This is a genomic window from Chitinophaga polysaccharea (assembly GCF_902150045.1).
Classification (GTDB): Bacteria; Bacteroidota; Bacteroidia; order Chitinophagales; family Chitinophagaceae; genus Chitinophaga; species Chitinophaga polysaccharea_A.
Genome location: NZ_CABFVU010000003.1, coordinates 548,571 through 566,853 on the forward strand (window position 1 = coordinate 548,571; position 18,283 = coordinate 566,853).

General features: G+C 48.1%; 18 protein-coding genes. 11 read left to right on the forward strand and 7 right to left on the reverse strand.

Annotated elements, in window-relative coordinates:
- The first annotated feature begins 65 nt into the window (after positions 1 to 65).
- Positions 66 to 563 carry a RidA family protein gene (locus FN124_RS22545; protein WP_221887868.1) on the forward strand — a complete coding sequence of 166 codons (498 nt, stop codon included), beginning with the start codon at positions 66 to 68 and terminating at the stop codon, positions 561 to 563.
- 941 nt (positions 564 to 1,504) lie between these two features.
- Entirely contained in the window at positions 1,505 to 3,049 is a 1,545-nt protein-coding gene (locus tag FN124_RS22550; protein WP_142687030.1) for a S10 family peptidase, read from the forward strand.
- Positions 3,050 to 3,095: 46 nt separating this feature from the next.
- Here FN124_RS22550 and FN124_RS30965 read toward each other — a convergent pair whose 3' ends face one another.
- Positions 3,096 to 3,269: a hypothetical protein gene (locus FN124_RS30965; protein ID WP_185937326.1), complete on the reverse strand. Its 174-nt coding sequence runs from the start codon at positions 3,267 to 3,269 to the stop codon at positions 3,096 to 3,098.
- Positions 3,270 to 3,333: 64 nt separating this feature from the next.
- Here FN124_RS30965 and FN124_RS22555 point away from each other — a divergent pair, with 64 nt between their 5' ends.
- From FN124_RS22555 to FN124_RS22565, 3 genes are all read left to right on the forward strand, one after another.
- On the forward strand, positions 3,334 to 3,837 hold the full coding sequence (locus FN124_RS22555; protein WP_185937327.1) for an FUSC family protein: 504 nt from the start codon (positions 3,334 to 3,336) through the stop codon (positions 3,835 to 3,837).
- A gap of 58 nt (positions 3,838 to 3,895) precedes the next feature.
- The gene (locus FN124_RS22560) at positions 3,896 to 4,714 is read left to right on the forward strand and encodes a phosphatase PAP2 family protein (protein WP_260607560.1); all 819 of its coding nucleotides are present in this window, start codon (positions 3,896 to 3,898) and stop codon (positions 4,712 to 4,714) included.
- 428 nt (positions 4,715 to 5,142) lie between these two features.
- Positions 5,143 to 5,664 (forward strand): hypothetical protein, encoded by a 522-nt coding sequence (locus FN124_RS22565; RefSeq protein WP_142687032.1) that lies wholly within the window; start codon positions 5,143 to 5,145, stop codon positions 5,662 to 5,664.
- Here the strand turns inward: FN124_RS22565 and FN124_RS22570 are convergent.
- Both FN124_RS22570 and FN124_RS22575 read right to left on the reverse strand, forming a co-directional pair.
- Positions 5,653 to 6,297, reverse strand: a complete 645-nt coding sequence (locus FN124_RS22570; protein WP_142687033.1) for a phosphatase PAP2 family protein — start codon at positions 6,295 to 6,297, stop codon at positions 5,653 to 5,655. The two genes, FN124_RS22565 and FN124_RS22570, sit on opposite strands and share 12 nt — an antisense overlap.
- A gap of 4 nt (positions 6,298 to 6,301) precedes the next feature.
- Entirely contained in the window at positions 6,302 to 6,748 is a 447-nt protein-coding gene (locus FN124_RS22575) for a DinB family protein (protein WP_142687034.1), read from the reverse strand.
- A 187-nt stretch (positions 6,749 to 6,935) separates the two neighbouring features.
- Between FN124_RS22575 and FN124_RS22580 the strand changes: the two genes are divergently transcribed.
- Positions 6,936 to 7,766 carry an ion transporter gene (locus tag FN124_RS22580; RefSeq protein ID WP_142687035.1) on the forward strand — a complete coding sequence of 277 codons (831 nt, stop codon included), beginning with the start codon at positions 6,936 to 6,938 and terminating at the stop codon, positions 7,764 to 7,766.
- Between the two features lie 4 nt (positions 7,767 to 7,770).
- On the opposite strand, the gene FN124_RS22585 is transcribed toward FN124_RS22580, so the two are convergent.
- A complete protein-coding gene (locus tag FN124_RS22585; protein ID WP_142687036.1) occupies positions 7,771 to 8,166 on the reverse strand; it encodes a GRAM domain-containing protein in 396 nt (131 codons plus the stop codon).
- A gap of 59 nt (positions 8,167 to 8,225) precedes the next feature.
- Here FN124_RS22585 and pncB point away from each other — a divergent pair, with 59 nt between their 5' ends.
- Positions 8,226 to 9,392: a nicotinate phosphoribosyltransferase gene (gene pncB / locus FN124_RS22590; RefSeq protein WP_142687037.1), complete on the forward strand. Its 1,167-nt coding sequence runs from the start codon at positions 8,226 to 8,228 to the stop codon at positions 9,390 to 9,392.
- 81 nt (positions 9,393 to 9,473) lie between these two features.
- Here the strand turns inward: pncB and ypfJ are convergent, their stop codons facing one another.
- Positions 9,474 to 10,337, reverse strand: coding sequence for a KPN_02809 family neutral zinc metallopeptidase (gene ypfJ, locus FN124_RS22595; RefSeq protein WP_142687038.1), 864 nt, complete (start codon positions 10,335 to 10,337; stop codon positions 9,474 to 9,476).
- 148 nt (positions 10,338 to 10,485) lie between these two features.
- On the opposite strand from ypfJ, the gene FN124_RS22600 reads away from it, so the two are divergent.
- Genes FN124_RS22600 through FN124_RS22615 form a run of 4 tightly spaced genes read left to right on the forward strand, consistent with a single transcriptional unit; the run spans position 10,486 to position 15,195 of the window.
- Positions 10,486 to 11,496: an NADP-dependent oxidoreductase gene (locus FN124_RS22600; protein ID WP_142687039.1), complete on the forward strand. Its 1,011-nt coding sequence runs from the start codon at positions 10,486 to 10,488 to the stop codon at positions 11,494 to 11,496.
- Positions 11,497 to 11,504: 8 nt separating this feature from the next.
- A complete protein-coding gene (gene fdhD, locus FN124_RS22605; RefSeq protein ID WP_142687040.1) occupies positions 11,505 to 12,332 on the forward strand; it encodes a formate dehydrogenase accessory sulfurtransferase FdhD in 828 nt (275 codons plus the stop codon).
- 13 nt (positions 12,333 to 12,345) lie between these two features.
- Complete coding sequence (locus FN124_RS22610) at positions 12,346 to 14,640, forward strand: FdhF/YdeP family oxidoreductase (RefSeq protein WP_260607561.1); 2,295 nt, start codon at positions 12,346 to 12,348, stop codon at positions 14,638 to 14,640.
- 3 nt (positions 14,641 to 14,643) lie between these two features.
- Entirely contained in the window at positions 14,644 to 15,195 is a 552-nt protein-coding gene (locus FN124_RS22615) for a putative glycolipid-binding domain-containing protein (protein WP_142687042.1), read from the forward strand.
- Here FN124_RS22615 and FN124_RS22620 read toward each other — a convergent pair.
- Positions 15,185 to 16,252 carry an NAD(P)H-dependent flavin oxidoreductase gene (locus FN124_RS22620; protein ID WP_142687043.1) on the reverse strand — a complete coding sequence of 356 codons (1,068 nt, stop codon included), beginning with the start codon at positions 16,250 to 16,252 and terminating at the stop codon, positions 15,185 to 15,187. The two genes, FN124_RS22615 and FN124_RS22620, sit on opposite strands and share 11 nt — an antisense overlap.
- 55 nt (positions 16,253 to 16,307) lie before the next feature.
- Entirely contained in the window at positions 16,308 to 18,227 is a 1,920-nt protein-coding gene (locus tag FN124_RS22625) for a BamA/TamA family outer membrane protein (RefSeq protein WP_142687044.1), read from the reverse strand.
- Positions 18,228 to 18,283: the final 56 nt, after the last annotated feature.

An 18,283-nucleotide genomic window follows, 5' to 3' on the forward strand; every position in this document is an offset into this window, starting at 1 on the left:
GGTAATTCTGTGCCTGTTCCTGCGTAGCTATTTGCGTTTACTTTGCCTTGTACAAAATCAATGGCATGATTCGCAGAAATACGCTGATATCCTTAATGGTATTGGCTTTGGCAGGCGCCTTATTTATTATCTTCAAAAGTATTAACATGGAAAAGGAAACAAAAGCTCCAATGGTGATCAATCCTCCGGGTTTATATGACCCGGCGCCCAATGCATATTCCCATATTGCGGTGGTACCCGCAGGAAATACGCTGGTTTTTATATCCGGTCAGGGCGGCGAAACCGCCGACGGCCAATTGCCAAATGATTTCCGTGCGCAGCTGAAACAATCATTCAGCAACCTGGATACGGCGCTCAAGTCGCAGGGCTTAACATTCAGCGACGTTGTAAAGCTCACAACCTTGATTGTAGACCACAATGAAGAAAAGCTGAAGGCTTTCACAGAGGAAGCCATGAAGATCTGGCCGGACAAAAAGTTTCCCGCAAACACCCTGATTCCCGTTCCAAGGCTTGCCCTGGATGGCATGCTGGTGGAAATTGATGTAACAGCAGTAAAAAGATAAGATCCGCTTTGCAGGGATAACCGTTTAACCAGGTATGGCTTATACCCGGTTAAACGGTTATTTTACGTCCATACTCCCGGGGAAAAATTATACGCGATTCTCAGGGCGTTTGTTTTTGCCCGGAACAATGATTTGATCTGTTGTTATTGATACGCGGAAACTGCTGCTAAGGAGAACCGTCCTGTTACATTTATGCTTCACCAGGAAGTAAGGCAGAATTAACCTGTGATTATGCCGTATTTAAATAAGTATAGGGTATATATGGCGGAACTATGGCGTATATATGGTGAAAATACGGCGGAAACCGGAAGTATCCATACTGTATACACAGGAACCCGGATAGAAAGATCTTACGGATGCAGATACGCAAGAGCGTTGTTTTTTGCGGATACCCTGTAGCTGTAATTTATTTCTTTTTTGCCAATTCATAATCACCGTTAGCTTTATCCAACCTGGGTATAGCTGTTAATAACAGTACCTGAATGTTGTTATAATATAGCCTTAGATGTCCTTATTGAATCTCTCTATTATTACCTTATAATTAATATTATGTTAAATAGAAAATCTCACTAAGAAGAATGAATAACAAATATATCCCTATTTCCTTTTTATCTACTACTCCACTTGCACGGTTACCGAAGAACCAATTCCAAAGCTGCTTTATTCAATCCATAATGGCTGCACGTGTCGGAAATCCCGGTAGCCAACGTCCTGGTCAGGCCCATACAATTCACCGCCAATTACCTTTTCTGAAACGGTTGCATACAGCGATGTTAAAGCATCCAGTCATGGCTCCATAAGGCGCTGCCGCGGGATGTTTATCCTTCTCATCAGGCGTCATCACAGAAACCGGGCAATTTCCAGCTATAACCCACTCATCCCAATGTGCTTGATTTTTTGCAGCAATTGCCTAATCTTTAGCTGCAATCAAGATCTGCTACATGAACCTAACGAGAAAACAACTATGGCTGCCGCTGCTGCTAACAGGCGCCATCAGCCTGCAATTGCAGGCGCAGCAAAAGAACAGTAAACCTAATCCTGCTAACAAGGAAGATGCGCCGCCACAAAGATCTGTTGTGCTGAACCCGGATACAGCGGTGACCACCTTTCATGACGTCACCGTAAAAGGACAAAAGATCCCCTATAAGGCGGTAGCAGGTACGCAACCGGTATGGGACCAGGATGGCAAAGTATTGGCGGGCCTCTTTTACACGTATTATGAAAGAACGGATGTAAAAGACCGTGCAGCGCGGCCGCTGGTTATTTCCTTTAATGGTGGCCCAGGCACGCCTTCTGTATGGATGCAGATCGCTTATACCGGGCCCCGGTTACTTAATATCGATGACGAAGGTTACCCGGTACAACCCTATGGCATACACGAAAACCCTGAAACCATCCTGGATATTGCTGATATCATTTATATAGATCCGGCCAACACCGGTTTCTCCAGGCTCATAGGGAAAGATGTTCCCCGCGAAAAATTTTTCGGGGTAAATGCAGACATCCGCTACCTCGCAGAATGGATCAATACCTTTGTGTCGAGGCAAAACAGGTGGGCTTCGCCAAAATACCTGATCGGGGAAAGCTATGGTACCACCCGTGTTTCCGGCCTGGCGCTGGAATTGCAGAATGCGCAGTGGATGTATCTCAATGGCGTGATCCTGGTATCTCCCACGGAGCTGGGCATTTCCCGCAACGGCCCTGTGGATGCGGCATTGCGGCTGCCCTATTTCGCAGCCACCGCATGGTATCATAAAATGCTGCCGCCGGATCTGCAACAGAAGGATCTGACTGCGGTATTACCCGAAGTGGAAAATTTCACTATTCATGAATTGATACCGGCTATCAGCCAGGGAGGCTTTTTAGAAGATCAGCAAAGAAAAGCGATCGCATCTAAAATGGCCCGCTATTCCGGGCTTTCAGAAAAAGTGATCCTGCAGCATAACCTGGATGTACCCCCGAATTTTTTCTGGAAAGAATTACTGCGTGATAAAGGCTTTACCGTAGGCCGGCTGGATTCCCGTTACCGGGGCATGGACCGGGAGGACGCGGGCAATGGACCGGATTACAATGCAGAACTTACTTCCTGGCTGCATGCCTTTACTCCTGCCATCAATATTTATCTCCGCCAGGAACTGAAGTTCAGCACGGATCTTAAATACATGATGTTTGGCCCCGTGCATCCCTGGGATAAGAACGGCGACAACACCGGCGAAAACCTCCGCGAGGCAATGGCTGCTAACCCTTACCTGCATGTAATGATCCAGTCGGGCTACTACGACGGCGCCTGCGATTATTTCAACGCCAAGTACAGCATGTGGCAGATGGACCCTGGTGGCCGGCTGAAAGACCGTCTCTCCTGGCGCGGCTACCGCAGCGGCCATATGATGTATCTCCGCAAGGATGATCTGGCTACCGGCAATAATGATATCCGCGAATTCATTCGTGCTTCCCTTCCCAAAGCAGGTCAGGCAGCGAAATATTAGCACCGGATAATAATAAAAGCAGCAGCGATAAAGTCGCTGCTGCTTTTTATATTTTGTAGGTTACGCCTAATGTGAAGTAGATGAAAACATCTGCAGTAAGATATTTCCTGTCTATTAAAAATGTTTCAATATCCGCTTCGGGGTTTATAGGCACATCTTTAATACAGGCATGCAAAGAAACAGTGAGTGCGGCCAGATAGCATAGATTCCTTATTTTCATGCTGTTAATGGTTAAATTAACAGAACAATTCCCAATTGCCAAGAGTTCAGTCATGATTGATAAAATGCGAATCAGGCGAATACTGATCTATGCCGCCAAATGTGTAACCGGTGTACTAGTGGTGCTCGGTTTGTCGTGGTTAGTGAACTATACTGATGTGATCTGGGTGCTGATTTCCGTGATGCTGGTATTATCGCCCGATGGATCCGATGCAGTAACGTTGGCGGTTACACGTATTAAGGCGAACCTGGTAGGTGGCATATCCGGTTTCCTGTTGATACTGGTACATCCGAATCTGTTGATGATGATGTGTACGGCGGTATTTGTAACAGTGGTGATCTGCAACCTGCTAAACCTGGAAGCAGCTACCCGCACTGCGTTGGCAGCTACTATTATTGTAATGACCCATGAGGCGGGGGAACATGTTTGGGATACAGCGGTGGCGAGGGTATTGTCTGTATTGGCCGGTTGCCTGCTGGGATTACTGATTACCTTTATCTTCCATAACCGCTATACCAGGCAAACCGCGGAAATGATCCTTCAGAAGCCCGACCGTGGCGGCGAATAACGGGATACAGATTTTCTCCAGAATCAGCATCTACATTTGATAGTATAAGGAAAGATGCATGAAGAAAATGATATTCTCCACGGGTTTGGCATTCTGTACCCTTACCTGTTCTTATAGTGCTGATGCCCAGGAAATGGACTCCCTGCCTGCCGTAAGCGATACTGTACATTTTATTTACCCGGCGCCATCCGGGAAAGTACCGGGGCGTTTTCATACAACGGTTACCGGTCTTGTTGTTCCGGCAGCGATGATCGGCTATGGCGTGCTTGCCCTGAATAATCCCACTCTCCGGGACCTGAACAGTACAACCAAAGCAGAAATCAAAGAAGATCATCCAGGGTTCCACACGCATATTGACAACTACCTCCAGTACACCCCTGTAGCAGCAGTTTATATACTGAACGCAGCGGGTATACATGGAAAACATAACCTGCGCGACCGCACTATCCTGCTGGGAATTTCAGCAGTGCTTACCGCAGGTACCGTGGAAATAGTGAAGAATAAAACCCATGAAGAGCGGCCGGACCATTCCGATTATCTCTCCTTCCCTTCCGGGCATACCGCTTCGGCTTTTGCTGCAGCAGAATATTTACGGCAGGAATACAAAGACGTTTCTCCCTGGTATGGGGTGGCTGGCTACCTGGCCGCTACCACCACCGGCGCATTGAGAATGTATAATAACAGGCATTGGCTGAGCGATGTGGTAGCCGGTGCAGGAGTAGGTATTTTAAGTACCAAAGCCGCTTACTGGGTATATCCCCTGTTACAGCGAAAGCTCCTGAATGCCTCTGCCGGCGCGGCTGATAAGGTGATCGTGCCTTATTACAACCCGCAGTTTCACAGCGCAGGTATCAGTTTCATATTCTTTCCCCGATGATAACATGATAATATGTTATAACACCCTGTGTTACCAATAAAATTACCTGTTCTTCAGATAAGGAAAAATATATTAAACAATTATAGGGAGTATTAACGAAAGAATATTTGGGGGTTAACCCCTAAAGCTGACCTTGGTTACAAACACCTTGTTTTTGGCTATGTGACAAAGTTGCAGGTTTCTCCTGAGAAATTTTGTGATTTAATTGTTAATGTGCAAAAAAAGTCCATTTTTTGCCTCGTTACTTTAGGAAACCTTTGACCAGCATAAGATATCGCACTTTCATTAACATTGAATTTACAATTACCTACGCAAGACCCTTTATCTTAGTATTATCAATCTGATAATCCGATAATCAAAAAAACCTGTAACCTCTCAAACGAACCCGGCTTAATGCCCTGTACATCGTTCCTCAAAAACTGTTAATTATGTATATTCCGGTAATCATCCTGTTCTTTTTCATGTTATGGTACGTCCGTTTCAGAACGCAAAGTTTCCGTGTGACCTCTTTTAAAGAGAAGAAATTAAGGCCCATTGCAGGGGAAGACGCCATCCGGGCAGTAAGGATAGTTGGTGTTTCAAACAGCGTATTCAGTGTGTCCAAATACCTGCGCAGCGTAAAGAACCTGTCGGATACGCGATTTATGACAGTGGCCGTTAACCAGGTGATCACTACTACAATGGGAACTACCCGCCAGGCGAGGCTGATTGAAAACCTCGCTCCCGGGGAAGAGCGCCGCCTGGGCCATACCGATGATGTAAGAGAAGGCAAATACCAGATCTACATCGGGTATGAAATAATATGGGCCAGGTACACCCCTGCCCCTGTATGGTACAAAGAGAAAGATACTGCCCCCACATCTCCCGCAAAACTATATAATGAAATGCTCCGGCAGCACCAGGACTCCCTCATAGCCGAAATGGAGAAAAAGAAAGATCTACTGTCCTGATAACTGCCCCGTTTTCCCGCGGAAAATACTCAACCATACCATGGAAAAGAAAACGCCCAAAGTGGCGCCTGCAGTTACATCTTCAAGGAAATGCTGACTCATGTACATACGCGAATAGGCTACCAGCATGGCCAGCGCCAGGTATACCAGGCACAGGTACTTATTTTTTGTATAATAGGAAAGTACGGTAGCGGCAGTAAATGCACATACGCTATGGCCGGAAGGGAAGCTCCTGAAATTATCGAGCACTGATACGCCCGGCACAAAATAGATCTCCTGTAAACGGCTGGCAAAATAACGGTGTGGCCGGGGAAAGCCGATGAGTGCTTTCAGCGTGAAACTGATCGCTGCCGTGAAAAGGTAAGCAGTGGCCAGCATGATGCCTGCACGCCGGTGAACGACCAGCAGCAACAGGGAAATAAGCACTGCCGCCGCTGTGCTTCCCAGCTCTGTAATGTATGGGAATATAAAATCGCCCGCAGGTGTATGTAATTTATTGATGAAGAAATAAGCATCCTGCCTGCTCACAAACATCCGCGTTACCAGTATCGTTATTACTACTATTACAAATGGCCATACCAGCCATTTCAACTGCTGGTATACCCTGATAAAATTTTTCAGAAAAGTGTTCATTTAACTAGGACTGGGTTAATCGGCGATGATAATTTATTTGTCCGAGATGATAGTTAAGATGTGTGCTCAGGTGTACCAGGAAATGCCCGGTAGACATAGCACCGGCCATCACCTTTTCCGGGTAGATCTTTTCAAGATCTTCCGCTGTTAACCCCGCTATAACGGAGAGGGTTATACGGCGTGTGGTACTGATCAGCACCAGCAGGTCTTCCGTAGGAACATTCCTTGCACTGAACTCCAGGTCCCTGTTGCGTACATAACCCGTTTTCCCCAGTACTGCGCCCACATAATGCTGCAGGTTGCCGCAGAGATGAAGACAAAGATTGCCTGCAGGGTTTTTTATTCCGGGTGGGATCAGCCAGATGCCTGCAACACTATCATACGCAGCGATCTCCTCTTCCAGTTTGCTGAGATCACGTTCAAATAAATTGATTAAAATTCCGGTTAGCATATGCTAAAGATAGGAAAAGACGGGAATCATCTTTTGATATTGTTATAAATATATTCCGGTATCAGGCGGGCATGCTGAATCAGTCTGATGAGTAAAAATATTGAACAGTTAATGGGTTAACCATAATAAAACGGCCCTCACTAAACATAAATTAACAAGTTTTGTTTAAAGTACATAATTCAGCAGGATGACGAACAATATTACACGGAAGCTTACCCCTTTCCAGGAAAAATGGCATAATATCATTTTCGAGGCCAGCACCCCCGCGGGGCGGGCTTTCGACATTGTTTTGCTCATCGCGATCCTGGTTAGTGTTATTATTGTTATGATGGAAAGTGTTGCGCCTCTGCAGCAGAAGTTCGGCCGCCTGTTTCATATACTGGAGTGGGTGTTCACCCTGGTTTTTACCCTGGAATATATTTTCCGGGTATGGTGCAGTTATCGCCCCAGGGCCTATATGACAAGTTTCTATGGCCTTGTAGACCTGCTTTGTATCCTTCCCACCTATGTGGAAGCATTTTATGGCGGCGCGCATTTCCTGCTTACCATCCGGATACTGCGACTTATGCGTATTTTCAGGATATTCAAGCTGGTGCCCTTTCTGAATGAGAGTAAGCAGTTGTCGCTCGCACTGCAGCAAAGCAAACGCAAGATCCTGGTGTTCCTGTTTTTTATCGGGTTGTTAACTGTTGTGTTAGGTGCGGTGATGTATGTAATAGAGTCTGAGCATAATTCAGGATTCACCAGTATCCCTGTGAGCGTGTATTGGGCAGTAGTAACCCTTACCACGGTAGGTTATGGTGATATTGCGCCCATAACACCGCTTGGACAAACATTTTCAGCGCTTATTATGATCATGGGGTATGCAATTATAGCAGTGCCTACGGGGATAGTGACAGTGGAAATGAGCAGGATACGTAACCGGGAGGAAGTAGATCGCAGGGTTTGCCCGCATTGCATGCGTGAAGGACACGATGCCAATGCGGACTTCTGCAAATACTGCGGGTCTAAACTCTGATGAATTAATTTACGCTGAATAAAGGCTGTACGTCCAGCATTGCTTTCTGGTAAGCGGTATCAAAAACTTCCCATTTACCAGTAATACCGATGCGGATCTTGCGGCCATCTATCAGGTCGAACTCAGCTACTTTTTTATTAAAGCCCTGTTTGCCTCTTTTGAAATCCGTAATATCGGACAATGGAAAATCAACGGAGATTTTTTTACGGGATAATAACCAGCCGATGACACCGAATAAAAGGACCATCATCATAGGTTTTGCCTCGAAAACAACTCTTTCATTTGTAAGATACAAAACGCCTTGTTTTGCGTTAAAACTGTTCTTGAGGTATACACCGTGTACTTTGAACAATACTGTTTCTTTTGGGTTAAGGGGCCATTTAACTTTAATCTGCTGCATGTTAACTACAATATGTTAACCGCAAAAGTATAATTTTATTGTGAATCCAAACAGCAAATATGATCCTTACTTCCCTTCTTGATAACGATTTCTACAAATTCACCATGCAGCATGGGGTTATCAAATTGTTTCCGAAGGCCCGTGCCCGTTATACTTTTATTAACCGGGGGCATCATTCATTTCCTCCCGGTTTTGCGGAGGCCCTCCGTGAAGCGGTCAATAACATGCAGCAGCTGCAGCTTACGGCGGAAGAAAAGGATTACCTGGCGGTAACCTGCCCCTATCTCGACCCCACCTATCTCGATTTTCTGCAGGGCTACCGGTATAGCCCGTCGGAAGTGCATATTTCCCAGCAGGGCGATAGCCTGGAAGTGCATGTGGATGGCTACTGGTACCGCACCATTCTCTGGGAGGTGCCATTGATGTCGCTCATCTGCGAGCTGTACTACCAGCTAACCGGGCAGGAACGCGTACCCGATGAGGAAGTGATCCGCATTACCCGGAATAAGATTGAGAAATATAAAGAGATGGATATCACCATCGCGGATTTTGGCACCCGGCGCCGGCACTCTCTCGCGGTGCATAAGCTGGTGGTGAAAACGCTCCGGCAGTATGGAGAAGGATGTTTCATAGGTACCAGCAATGTGCACCTTGCCATGCGGAATGGCGTAAAGCCGGTGGGTACCCATGCCCATGAATGGTTTATGTTCCACGCAGCCAAATACGGCTTCAAAATGGCCAATATGCTTGGACTGGAGAACTGGGTGCAGGTGTACCGGGGCGATTTGGGAATTGCTCTCTCCGACACCTATACCACGCCTGTTTTCTTTGAGCAGTTCGATAAAAAATTTGCGAGGCTGTTCGACGGGGTGCGGCACGACAGCGGCGACCCCATCTTGTTCGCGGACCGCACTATTGCCCACTACAAAGGGAAAAATGTAGACCCTCTCAGCAAAACCATTATTTTTTCAGACGGGCTCAATTATGAAAAAGTAGCGGACATCGCTGCTTATTGCCGTGGAAAGATAGGCATGTCGTTTGGCATTGGCACCAACTTTACTAACGATGCAGGATTAACTGCCCTGAATATTGTGATCAAGATGTATGAAGCCCTGCCGGAAGATGCGCCCCGGTGGACGCCTGTAGTGAAGCTGTCGGACGTGAATGGCAAATATACCGGGGATCCCCGGATGATTGAACTGGCGAAGGAAATGCTGGATATTTAACAAACGGAGCGCCTGTATGAGGTGCGGTTTCCCGGGTTATATGGCGAATACCTGCCCTGGAAACCGCCCGGCAATGCTTAACTACCAGGAACCCAGGCCAATGCCCGTATCCCCGTCGGCCACATTCCCGGATTCAAAGCCCTTTTTGAACCAGAACATTCTCTGTTCGGAGGTGCCATGGGTAAAAGCATCCGGTACAACCTGCCCTGTACTGGCCTGCTGCAGCCGGTCGTCGCCCACGGCACTGGCAGCGCTCAGGCCTGATTCAATATCTCCCGGATCCAGTAAAGGCCTGATCTTATTGGCCCGGTTAGCCCATACGCCTGCCAGGAAATCGGCCTGCAGTTCCAGCATCACCGATAATTTGTTGTATTCCTTCTCGCTTAGCCGGGAACGCATGGCTTGTAATTTATCGCTGATGCCCAACAGGTTCTGTACGTGATGCCCTACTTCATGCGCAATCACATATGCCTTTGCAAAATCGCCCTTTACCCCGAACTGCTGCTCCAGTTCATTAAAGAAAGAAACATCCAGGTATACTTTATGGTCGGCCGGGCAGTAAAACGGTCCCATGGCTGATTCCGCAAAACCGCAGCCGGAAGGGGTACCTTTTTCGAAGGATACCATGCCGGGTACCTCGTATGTTTTGTTCCTTTCCTGGAATCCCTGCGTCCATACCCTTTCTGTACTGCGGAGTACTTTGGAAGACATCACCTCGAAGGCATTTGCATTTTCCTTCGTGAGTTTTTCAGCGGTGCCCGCCTGCTCCTGGCCGGGATTTACCTGTTGAACCGCCTGCATTACCTGCTGCGGGTCCTGTTTAAAGATCAAGGCCAGCACGATAATGATAACGGTGCCTATACCGCCGCCAACACCGATCTTGCGCATACCGCCACCGGTCCGTTTCTCGACGTTTTCGCTCATTTCTTCATCATCAAGACGCATAGTAGATTTTAATTTTTAGGGGTGAAGATTCTTACCCCGAATGTACATTTTTCATTGTTAATTCCGCTACTTTCCCGGCAGGTAAACAAAAGCATTTTCTAACTGTTAAATAACCATTACCATTCTTTACTTTTAAATACCCGGATGTATGAAAATAAAACAGATCCTTCTGGCTGCAAGGCCCAAAGGATTACCTGTAGCCAACAACTTTGAAACCGTAGATGCTATTTTACCTGAACTGGAGGAAGGTGAAGTGATGGTAAAGCCCCTTTACTTCTCCGTAGATCCGTATATGCGTGGCCGTATGAACGATGCAAGGTCGTATATACCGCCCTTCCAGGTAGGCGAGCCTATTGAAAGCGGTGGTGTGGCGGAAGTAACACATAGCAAAAGTACACAGTTTAAAACAGGCGATAAAGTAATGAGCAGCGGCCCCCGCCCCTTTCTGCCCTGGGCTACCGCCGCCATCTTCCCGGCAGCGCACCTGCGTAAGATCGACGACAGTATTCCGCTTACTTATTACCTCGGCCTGCTGGGCGTACCGGGGCTTACTGCCTACTTTGGCCTGGTAGATATTGGCAAGCCCAAAGCTGGTGAAACAGTAGTGGTATCCGGCGCTGCGGGCGCCGTAGGTATCGTGGTGGGGCAGATCGCCCGGATATTGGGTTGCCGCGCAGTAGGCATCGCCGGAGGCGCAGAAAAAGTAAGACTGCTCACCGATACCTTTAACTTCGACGCTGCTATTGATTATAAAGGCAATCATAACATGGAGGCCGCCATTGCAGCTGCCTGCCCCAATGGCGTGGATATTTATTTCGATAATGTAGGCGGCGATATTTCCGATGCTGTGATCAAACACCTGAATTTCTTTGCCCGTGTGCCGCTTTGCGGACAGATCGCGCTGTATAATTCCATTGAAATACCCGTAGGCCCGCGTATTCAGCCCATTATGGTAACCAGAAGCATCCTCATGCAAGGGTTTATTATCGGTAACTATGCCAGCAGGTTTGGTGAAGGCTTCAAACAACTCTCTGAATGGGTAAAGGAAGGGAAAATAAAATATACAGAAACCGTGGAAGAAGGATTTGACCAGCTGCCGGCTGCATTACTCGGATTATTTTCTGGAAGAAACAGTGGTAAGATGGTGGTGAAAGTGTAATTTTGAGTATGACAAATGCAGTTGTTCATACCCTTGTTAAAAAAGTAGCGGCAGAAAGTATCACAGATGCCAGTGATACGCTCGCGGCAGAAGATCCACTCGAAATAAGACTGGTGCACGGACCCTCCCATAACCGACGGCAACAGAACATCTCCGTTACCATGCGCACGCCCGGTGAAGATATGGAACTGGCTGCCGGCTTCTTATTTACCGAAGGCGTGATCAGCGAGTACGCTGCTATCCAGGAAATTATTCTTTCGGAAGACAGCAATGGCAGCATCGCCACCGTTCATCTGAAACCAGGAACAGAAGCCCGGCTGGGCAATACCCGTCGTAATTTCGCGGCAACTGCCGCCTGCGGGGTATGCGGCAAAACGGATATCGCCGATATTCATACAGGCGTTACCGTTAACAACAGCACTTTTTGCCTGGCTGCCGGAAAACTATTCGGTTTGCCTGCAGTATTGAGGAATGAACAGGCGCTTTTCGACTCTACCGGCGGATTGCATGCTGCCGGGCTTTTTAACGGCAATATGGAACTGCTCCTGCTGAGGGAAGATATTGGTCGGCATAATGCGGTAGATAAGCTCATAGGCGCCGCCCTGCAGCAACAGCCGGCGCCGCTGGAAGAATGTGTGCTGCTGCTTAGCGGCCGCGCAGGATTTGAGCTGATACAAAAAGCCGCTATGGCAGGGATACCAGTTATTGCCGCTATAGGAGCGCCATCCAGTATGGCGGTAAAAATGGCCGCTGAATGGAATATCACCCTGCTGGGATTTTTAAAGGACCAGCGTTTTAATATTTACAGCGGATCAGAGAGAATTGATGTCAGATAAAATATTACCCGTTATGGACAGCGCAGAAAACCCGGTGCGGTTTACCGGTATTAAGCTAGGACCACCCAAACAAGTTGCAGCAGGTATTCCTGCAGTAGTATCCAGCATGCGGCATATCCTGGAGGAAATGAACGCCTTCAGGGGAATGAAAGCATTGCTGGAGCTTAATCAGAAAGACGGGTTCGACTGCCCCGGTTGCGCATGGCCCGACCCCGATGATGAAAGATCCGGCATTGCCGAATATTGTGAAAACGGCGCCAAGGCAGTAGCGGAAGAAGCTACCACAAAAAGAGTAACGCCCGACTTTTTCGCAGCCAACAGTGTTGCGGACCTGGGCGCTTTAACAGATTACGAAATAGGTAAAAAAGGCAGGATAGCCCAGCCTGTGTACCTGGCTCCCGGAGCCACACACTACGCCCCCATCGCCTGGGCAGACGCGTATAAAATTATTGCCGGTCATCTTCATAAATTATCCTCTCCCAACGAAGCTATATTTTACACTTCGGGAAGAACCAGTAATGAAGCCGCTTTCCTGTACCAGCTGATGGCACGCGAATATGGCACCAACAACCTGCCCGACTGTTCCAATATGTGCCACGAATCCAGCGGCGTGGCCCTGAGCGATGCAGTAGGAATAGCTAAAGGATCTGTTACCCTGGAAGATATACACCAGGCAGAAGTGCTGATCATACTGGGACAGAATCCCGGCACCAACCATCCGCGCATGCTCACCGCTTTACAGAAAGCCAAGGCCAACGGCGCTACTATCATCTCCGTAAATCCTTTACCGGAAGCCGGTTTGCTCAATTTTCTGAATCCGCAGACCGTGAAAGGAGTACTGAATATAAAAACACATCTTACAGATATTTTCCTGCAGGTAAAGATCAATGGAGATATGGCCCTGCTGAAAGCCTTGTCCCTGTTATTGTTGCAGGAAGAAGAACGTGTACCCGGCACCGTGTTCGACCAGGCGTTTATCAAAGCCAATACCCAGGGATATGATAATTATATTGCACACCTGAAAACGCAGTCGCTCTCACAACTGATAGCAGACAGCGGAGTAGCGCCGGAACTGGTACATGAGGCAGCACAGGCGCTGTTTCATAAAAAGAAGATCATTGCCTGCTGGGCAATGGGCCTTACCCAACACAAAAATGCAGTAGATACCATCCGTGAAGTGGTAAACCTGCTGCTGCTGAAAGGCAGCATAGGTAAACCAGGCGCAGGTACCTGTCCTGTGCGCGGGCACAGCAATGTGCAGGGCGACAGAACAATGGGTATCTATGAACAACCTTCCAATGCTTTCCTCGACAGGATCCATGCTGTATACGGGTTTCAGCCGCCACGGGCACATGGCTTCGATGTGGTGAATGCCATCAATGCCATGCACCGGGGCGATGCAAAAGTATTTATGGCCATGGGTGGCAACTTTCTTTCCGCTACACCGGATACGCTCTATACAGCGGAGGCATTGAGGAACTGCGACCTTACTGTGCACGTATCTACGAAATTGAACCGGAGTCATGTGGTACATGGCAAAGAAGCCCTGATACTCCCCTGCCTGGGCCGCAGCGATAAAGACATACAACAGGGGGAGCAACAATTTGTGACCTGTGAGAACTCTATGGGTGTGATACAGATGTCGAAAGGTAACCTGCAACCGGTATCCACGCACCTGAAAAGCGAGCCCGTTATTATCTGTGAATTGGCAATGACCCTGCTGGGTGAAAACTCCCGCGTGCCCTGGGCAACCTATACACAACACTACGATCTTATACGCAACGATATTGAAAAAGTGATTCCGGGTTTTGACAGCTACAATAAAAGGGTCAGACATCCGGGTGGCTTTTACCTGCCCAATGGTGCACGGGAAGGGCAATTCAATACCTATAGCGGCAAAGCCAATTTCAATATTGCAGAAGTATTAAGAACTCCCCTGGCCATCGATGAATATATGATGATGACCATCCGTAGCCACGACCAGTTCAATACTACCATTTATGGACTGGACGACCGTTACCGCGGTATATATCATGAGCGGAGAGTGATACTGATGCATCCTGCTGATATCGCCGCTGCCGGCTTCCACCCCGGCGATGTGGTAGATCTTTATAATTATCACGGCAATAAGGAACGGGTGGCTTATGGTTTCATTATTGTGTCTTACCATATACCGGAAAAATGTACGGCTACCTATTTCCCCGAAACCAATGTGCTGGTGCCGGTAGACAGTGTGGCTGACAAAAGCAATACGCCAACATCCAAACTGGTGATCATTAAAATAAAATCATCGACCATAAAAAGATAATACATGCAACCCATTCTATGGCAGGCGTTACTATGGCCTGCAACCGAATATTTTACGCTGGAAGACAATGGCACGGGGAAACTGGCTACCGGTTGTATCAACGGAGTAAGAGACCAACAGCCATTTTGCATACATTATAAAATAGAGATCACCTCATCCTGGCAGGTGTCGTCCTTTCATATTAAACAGGAAGGGCTTACGCCCAGGGAATTGAAACTGACTTCGGATCTTCACGGTCATTGGTTCGATAAGGACAATAACCACATCGACGCATTCGATAACTGCATCGACATCGATATTTCGCTGACGCCTTTTACCAATACCCTGCCGGTGAAACGGCTGCAGTTTGAACCGGAGGAAAGCAAACTGCTGGATATGCTTTATATCAACCTGCCCGAATTTGAATTACAGAAAGTGCAGCAACGTTATACCCGTACCGGGCTCCGGGAATACCTGTATGATAATGTATCCACGGACTTCACCGCACAATTGCCTTTTGATGAAAACGATATTGTTATAGATTATCCCGGCATCTTCAGGCGTATTATTTATTAAGCGCCAGCGCAGTTTCCCGGACCAGTTCCGCGAAAATATCTGCGGTGCTCCAGGCGCGCGCCTTTCCTGCTGCCTGCCCTGCCCACATATTTACAAATGCCGGGTTGTCCAGTTCCCTGGCCACTTTACGGATGGGTTGTGTTAACGCATCCTGGTATGGATATTCACTGACAGGTAAGCCCGAGGCCTCTATTTCGGTGATCAGCGTATTACGTACGCCCCTGGCCCAGCGGCCTGATATAGCGCGGGTAAGCAGTGTATCCGTATCCGTTATATCGGCCAGCGCTGCTTTGTGTGCAGGTGTGGCAAGACTTTCATGCGCTCTTAGGAACAGGCTTCCCATTTGTACACCGGCGGCACCCAGCATTTTTGCTGCAGCTACTCCCCTGCCATCCATGATGCCCCCGGCGGCAATAACGGGCACGCGCACACGATCTGCAATTTGCGGCACCAGGGCAAAGGTGCCTGTTTTGGGTAGCTCGCCCGGAAGGAAGGAGCCCCGGTGGCCGCCCGCTTCTATGCCCTGTGCAATTACCACATCCGTTCCGGCAGCAGTAAGCACTGAAGCTTCTTCCACGGAGGTGGCAGTGCCCATCAATAATACCTGGTGCTGTTTCAGCAGTTCAAATCCTGCAGCATCCGGCATACCAAAGGTAAAGCTCATATATTTTATACCGGCAGCCAGGATCACCGGCAGCTGGTCCCTCCAGGAATGAAAAGGTATTTCATCAAAATTTACCGGCGGCGCCGCCAGCCTGTTGGCCCCATACAGGAATTGCAGGAACTCCTGCATATCGTCAAATGTTTTCCGGTCATAATATTCCTCCGGCTCATAAACGAAAAGGTTTACCGCAAACGGTTGCTGTGTTAATCCCTTCACTTCGCGGATCAGCGAGGTGACTTTATCGGGAGGCAGGCCGCCCACCGGTAAGGATCCCAACCCGCCGCTGTTGCTCACTGCGGCCACCATGGCGGGAGTGGTAATACCCAGCATAGGCGCCTGGATCAACGGGTAGGTAATTCCCAGCATACGGGTGAGCTCATTCTTCCATTCCATGACACAAAATTTAGTACTATAAATTTACGGAAAGCCGGAATTGCCTGCGCATTATTTAGCGGAAGTTCAGCACGGTAGGCGCGCGCAGTGCAGAGATATCAAAACGGAAATCAACAATGGTGGTAATTTCCAGCATCAGCTTATTCATAGGTTGTGGTGCATTGGGATAATAATACCCGGAAACTTTAATGGTATTTAGTGAGAGGTTTTCATTACGGACACGGAAACCGCCTCCCAGTCCTAGGTAAAGGGGATTCCGCAGCAGGTCATCACTTTTGTTGGTGATCATGGATGTTTGAAGGGAAGTAAAGAAGTTAAATTTGAAGCCAAGAAATTTCAGCGGGCTGTAATACACGGTTTCCGATCCGAGGTTCAGGCGTTGATAGCCGTTGATCATTGTATTCTTATATCCCCAGATGCCGTATTCCATATTGATGTTGAGTGGCTTATTAAAGAACGGGTTAGGGCTGTTCAGGTAGTCGATGTTCAGGAACTGGCGGAACCGCGCTTTGCGGATGTTCAGCAGCCTGCTGTAGTATTCAAGCCGGGCGTGTATTACGCCATCTTCCCACGCATTATTGAGCCAGAAAGTGCTAAGTCCGATGGTGGAGTTAAAGAGTCCCTGGTTTTTAGTGGTCCAGTATTTCTGTGCTTCAATCCCTGTGTAGATCCGCCTCCGGTCTTTCCAGCTTTCCCAGCCGCTGGTGGCGCTGATATTATATCCCAGGGGAATATCCTCCGTTCGGCCGAATCCGAAGAAATAATGGGCTTTAAAATAATCGATGCGGTAAGCCTGTAGCTCTAATAAATACAACCGGTGATTATTGTATACCGGGTCGTCTTTATATCGCAGCTGGTCCGGCTTTCGCTGGAACGACAGGTTATAGTGCCTGGCCAGTACCGCGAAGTTGGGCTTTTTGCCGATGGTGCCGTCGTGTTTATAATGGTTGATGAAATTATAGCCTATCCATCCGTCGATGACAGAGTAAGTGTAATCACGGTAAATGCTGTCGCCCAGCTCGGGTAAGGATCCCCTGATATTGATAGACCAGTTCTTTGACAAGGCAAAACCGCCAACCAGTTTCGCGGCATTGCGGTAAAGCGGTCTGTTGAAATTGATGAATACGGCGCCTTCGAAAGCGTTGGTATCCAGCTGGGCGTAATTATTCAGGGTGGTGTACCCCAGGGTCATATCTATAAAGGAGCCCAGGACGTTGTATTTTGTATACCGTACTTCCGTGTTCCAGGTAGGGGAATAATCGGAGCGCCACTGCATACCCACTTTCAGGCCCTGGCCGGCGCCAAACAGGTCGTTGTTGGAAACGCTGGCCCTGATATCCTTTGCGCTGAACTGGGAGATGTCTGCACCATATTCAAAGAGATCTTTTGTTACCACTTCCACATCGATGGAGTCGCGGCCGGCATTCTTTACATAGATACGCGCATCCTGGATAAAGGGCCTGTTACGCAGGTAACGCTCATTGTCGGCCATTTCAAAAGGCTCCAGGTGCTGGTTTTCCCGGAAGAACAGGGATTGCCTGATCACCCATTCCCGGGAGTCGTAGTGCAACCGGTTGGCCAGGTGGATGAGCTTCATGCTGGTAGTGAAAGTGGTATCATTGATGTTGCGGGGGCCGAATACTTTTACCTTCCTGTAGTAGATATTTCTGATCACTTTGCCCGCAAAGGGGGTAAAATATGCCTCACTTTTGATGATGGTGCTGTCGTTATCGTTGGAATGTACCGGTTCATCCTGTTTGGTAATGCGTTTTATGAGCGACTGGCGGTATTCTTTATTACGTATAGAGTCCCGGTACTCCCCGATCTTTTTGAAGAGCCCACTGCTTCTATGGGGAATAGTATCTGCTGCGCGCGGGAACTGCTGGCCTTCTGCATGCAGGAAGGCGGGGCTATGCAGGCCAATAAGCCAGCATAGGACAGTTAGTGTAGGCCATATTTTGAAATAATTCCTCAATTCTAGCAGCAGGTAACAATTATATCGAAAAAAAATGAAATAGTAACAACTGCAAT

Bases quoted from the DNA above. Each gene is read 5' to 3' on its own strand.
- FN124_RS22545 (WP_221887868.1), top strand. From the start codon at position 66: ATGATTCGCAGAAATACGCTGATATCCTTAATGGTATTGGCTTTGGCA.
- FN124_RS22550 (WP_142687030.1), top strand. From the start codon at position 1,505: ATGAACCTAACGAGAAAACAACTATGGCTGCCGCTGCTGCTAACAGGC.
- FN124_RS30965 (WP_185937326.1), bottom strand. From the start codon at position 3,269: ATGAAAATAAGGAATCTATGCTATCTGGCCGCACTCACTGTTTCTTTG.
- FN124_RS22555 (WP_185937327.1), top strand. From the start codon at position 3,334: ATGCGAATCAGGCGAATACTGATCTATGCCGCCAAATGTGTAACCGGT.
- FN124_RS22560 (WP_260607560.1), top strand. From the start codon at position 3,896: ATGAAGAAAATGATATTCTCCACGGGTTTGGCATTCTGTACCCTTACC.
- FN124_RS22565 (WP_142687032.1), top strand. From the start codon at position 5,143: ATGTATATTCCGGTAATCATCCTGTTCTTTTTCATGTTATGGTACGTC.
- FN124_RS22570 (WP_142687033.1), bottom strand. From the start codon at position 6,297: ATGAACACTTTTCTGAAAAATTTTATCAGGGTATACCAGCAGTTGAAA.
- FN124_RS22575 (WP_142687034.1), bottom strand. From the start codon at position 6,748: ATGCTAACCGGAATTTTAATCAATTTATTTGAACGTGATCTCAGCAAA.
- FN124_RS22580 (WP_142687035.1), top strand. From the start codon at position 6,936: ATGACGAACAATATTACACGGAAGCTTACCCCTTTCCAGGAAAAATGG.
- FN124_RS22585 (WP_142687036.1), bottom strand. From the start codon at position 8,166: ATGCAGCAGATTAAAGTTAAATGGCCCCTTAACCCAAAAGAAACAGTA.
- pncB (WP_142687037.1), top strand. From the start codon at position 8,226: ATGATCCTTACTTCCCTTCTTGATAACGATTTCTACAAATTCACCATG.
- ypfJ (WP_142687038.1), bottom strand. From the start codon at position 10,337: ATGCGTCTTGATGATGAAGAAATGAGCGAAAACGTCGAGAAACGGACC.
- FN124_RS22600 (WP_142687039.1), top strand. From the start codon at position 10,486: ATGAAAATAAAACAGATCCTTCTGGCTGCAAGGCCCAAAGGATTACCT.
- fdhD (WP_142687040.1), top strand. From the start codon at position 11,505: ATGACAAATGCAGTTGTTCATACCCTTGTTAAAAAAGTAGCGGCAGAA.
- FN124_RS22610 (WP_260607561.1), top strand. From the start codon at position 12,346: ATGGACAGCGCAGAAAACCCGGTGCGGTTTACCGGTATTAAGCTAGGA.
- FN124_RS22615 (WP_142687042.1), top strand. From the start codon at position 14,644: ATGCAACCCATTCTATGGCAGGCGTTACTATGGCCTGCAACCGAATAT.
- FN124_RS22620 (WP_142687043.1), bottom strand. From the start codon at position 16,252: ATGGAATGGAAGAATGAGCTCACCCGTATGCTGGGAATTACCTACCCG.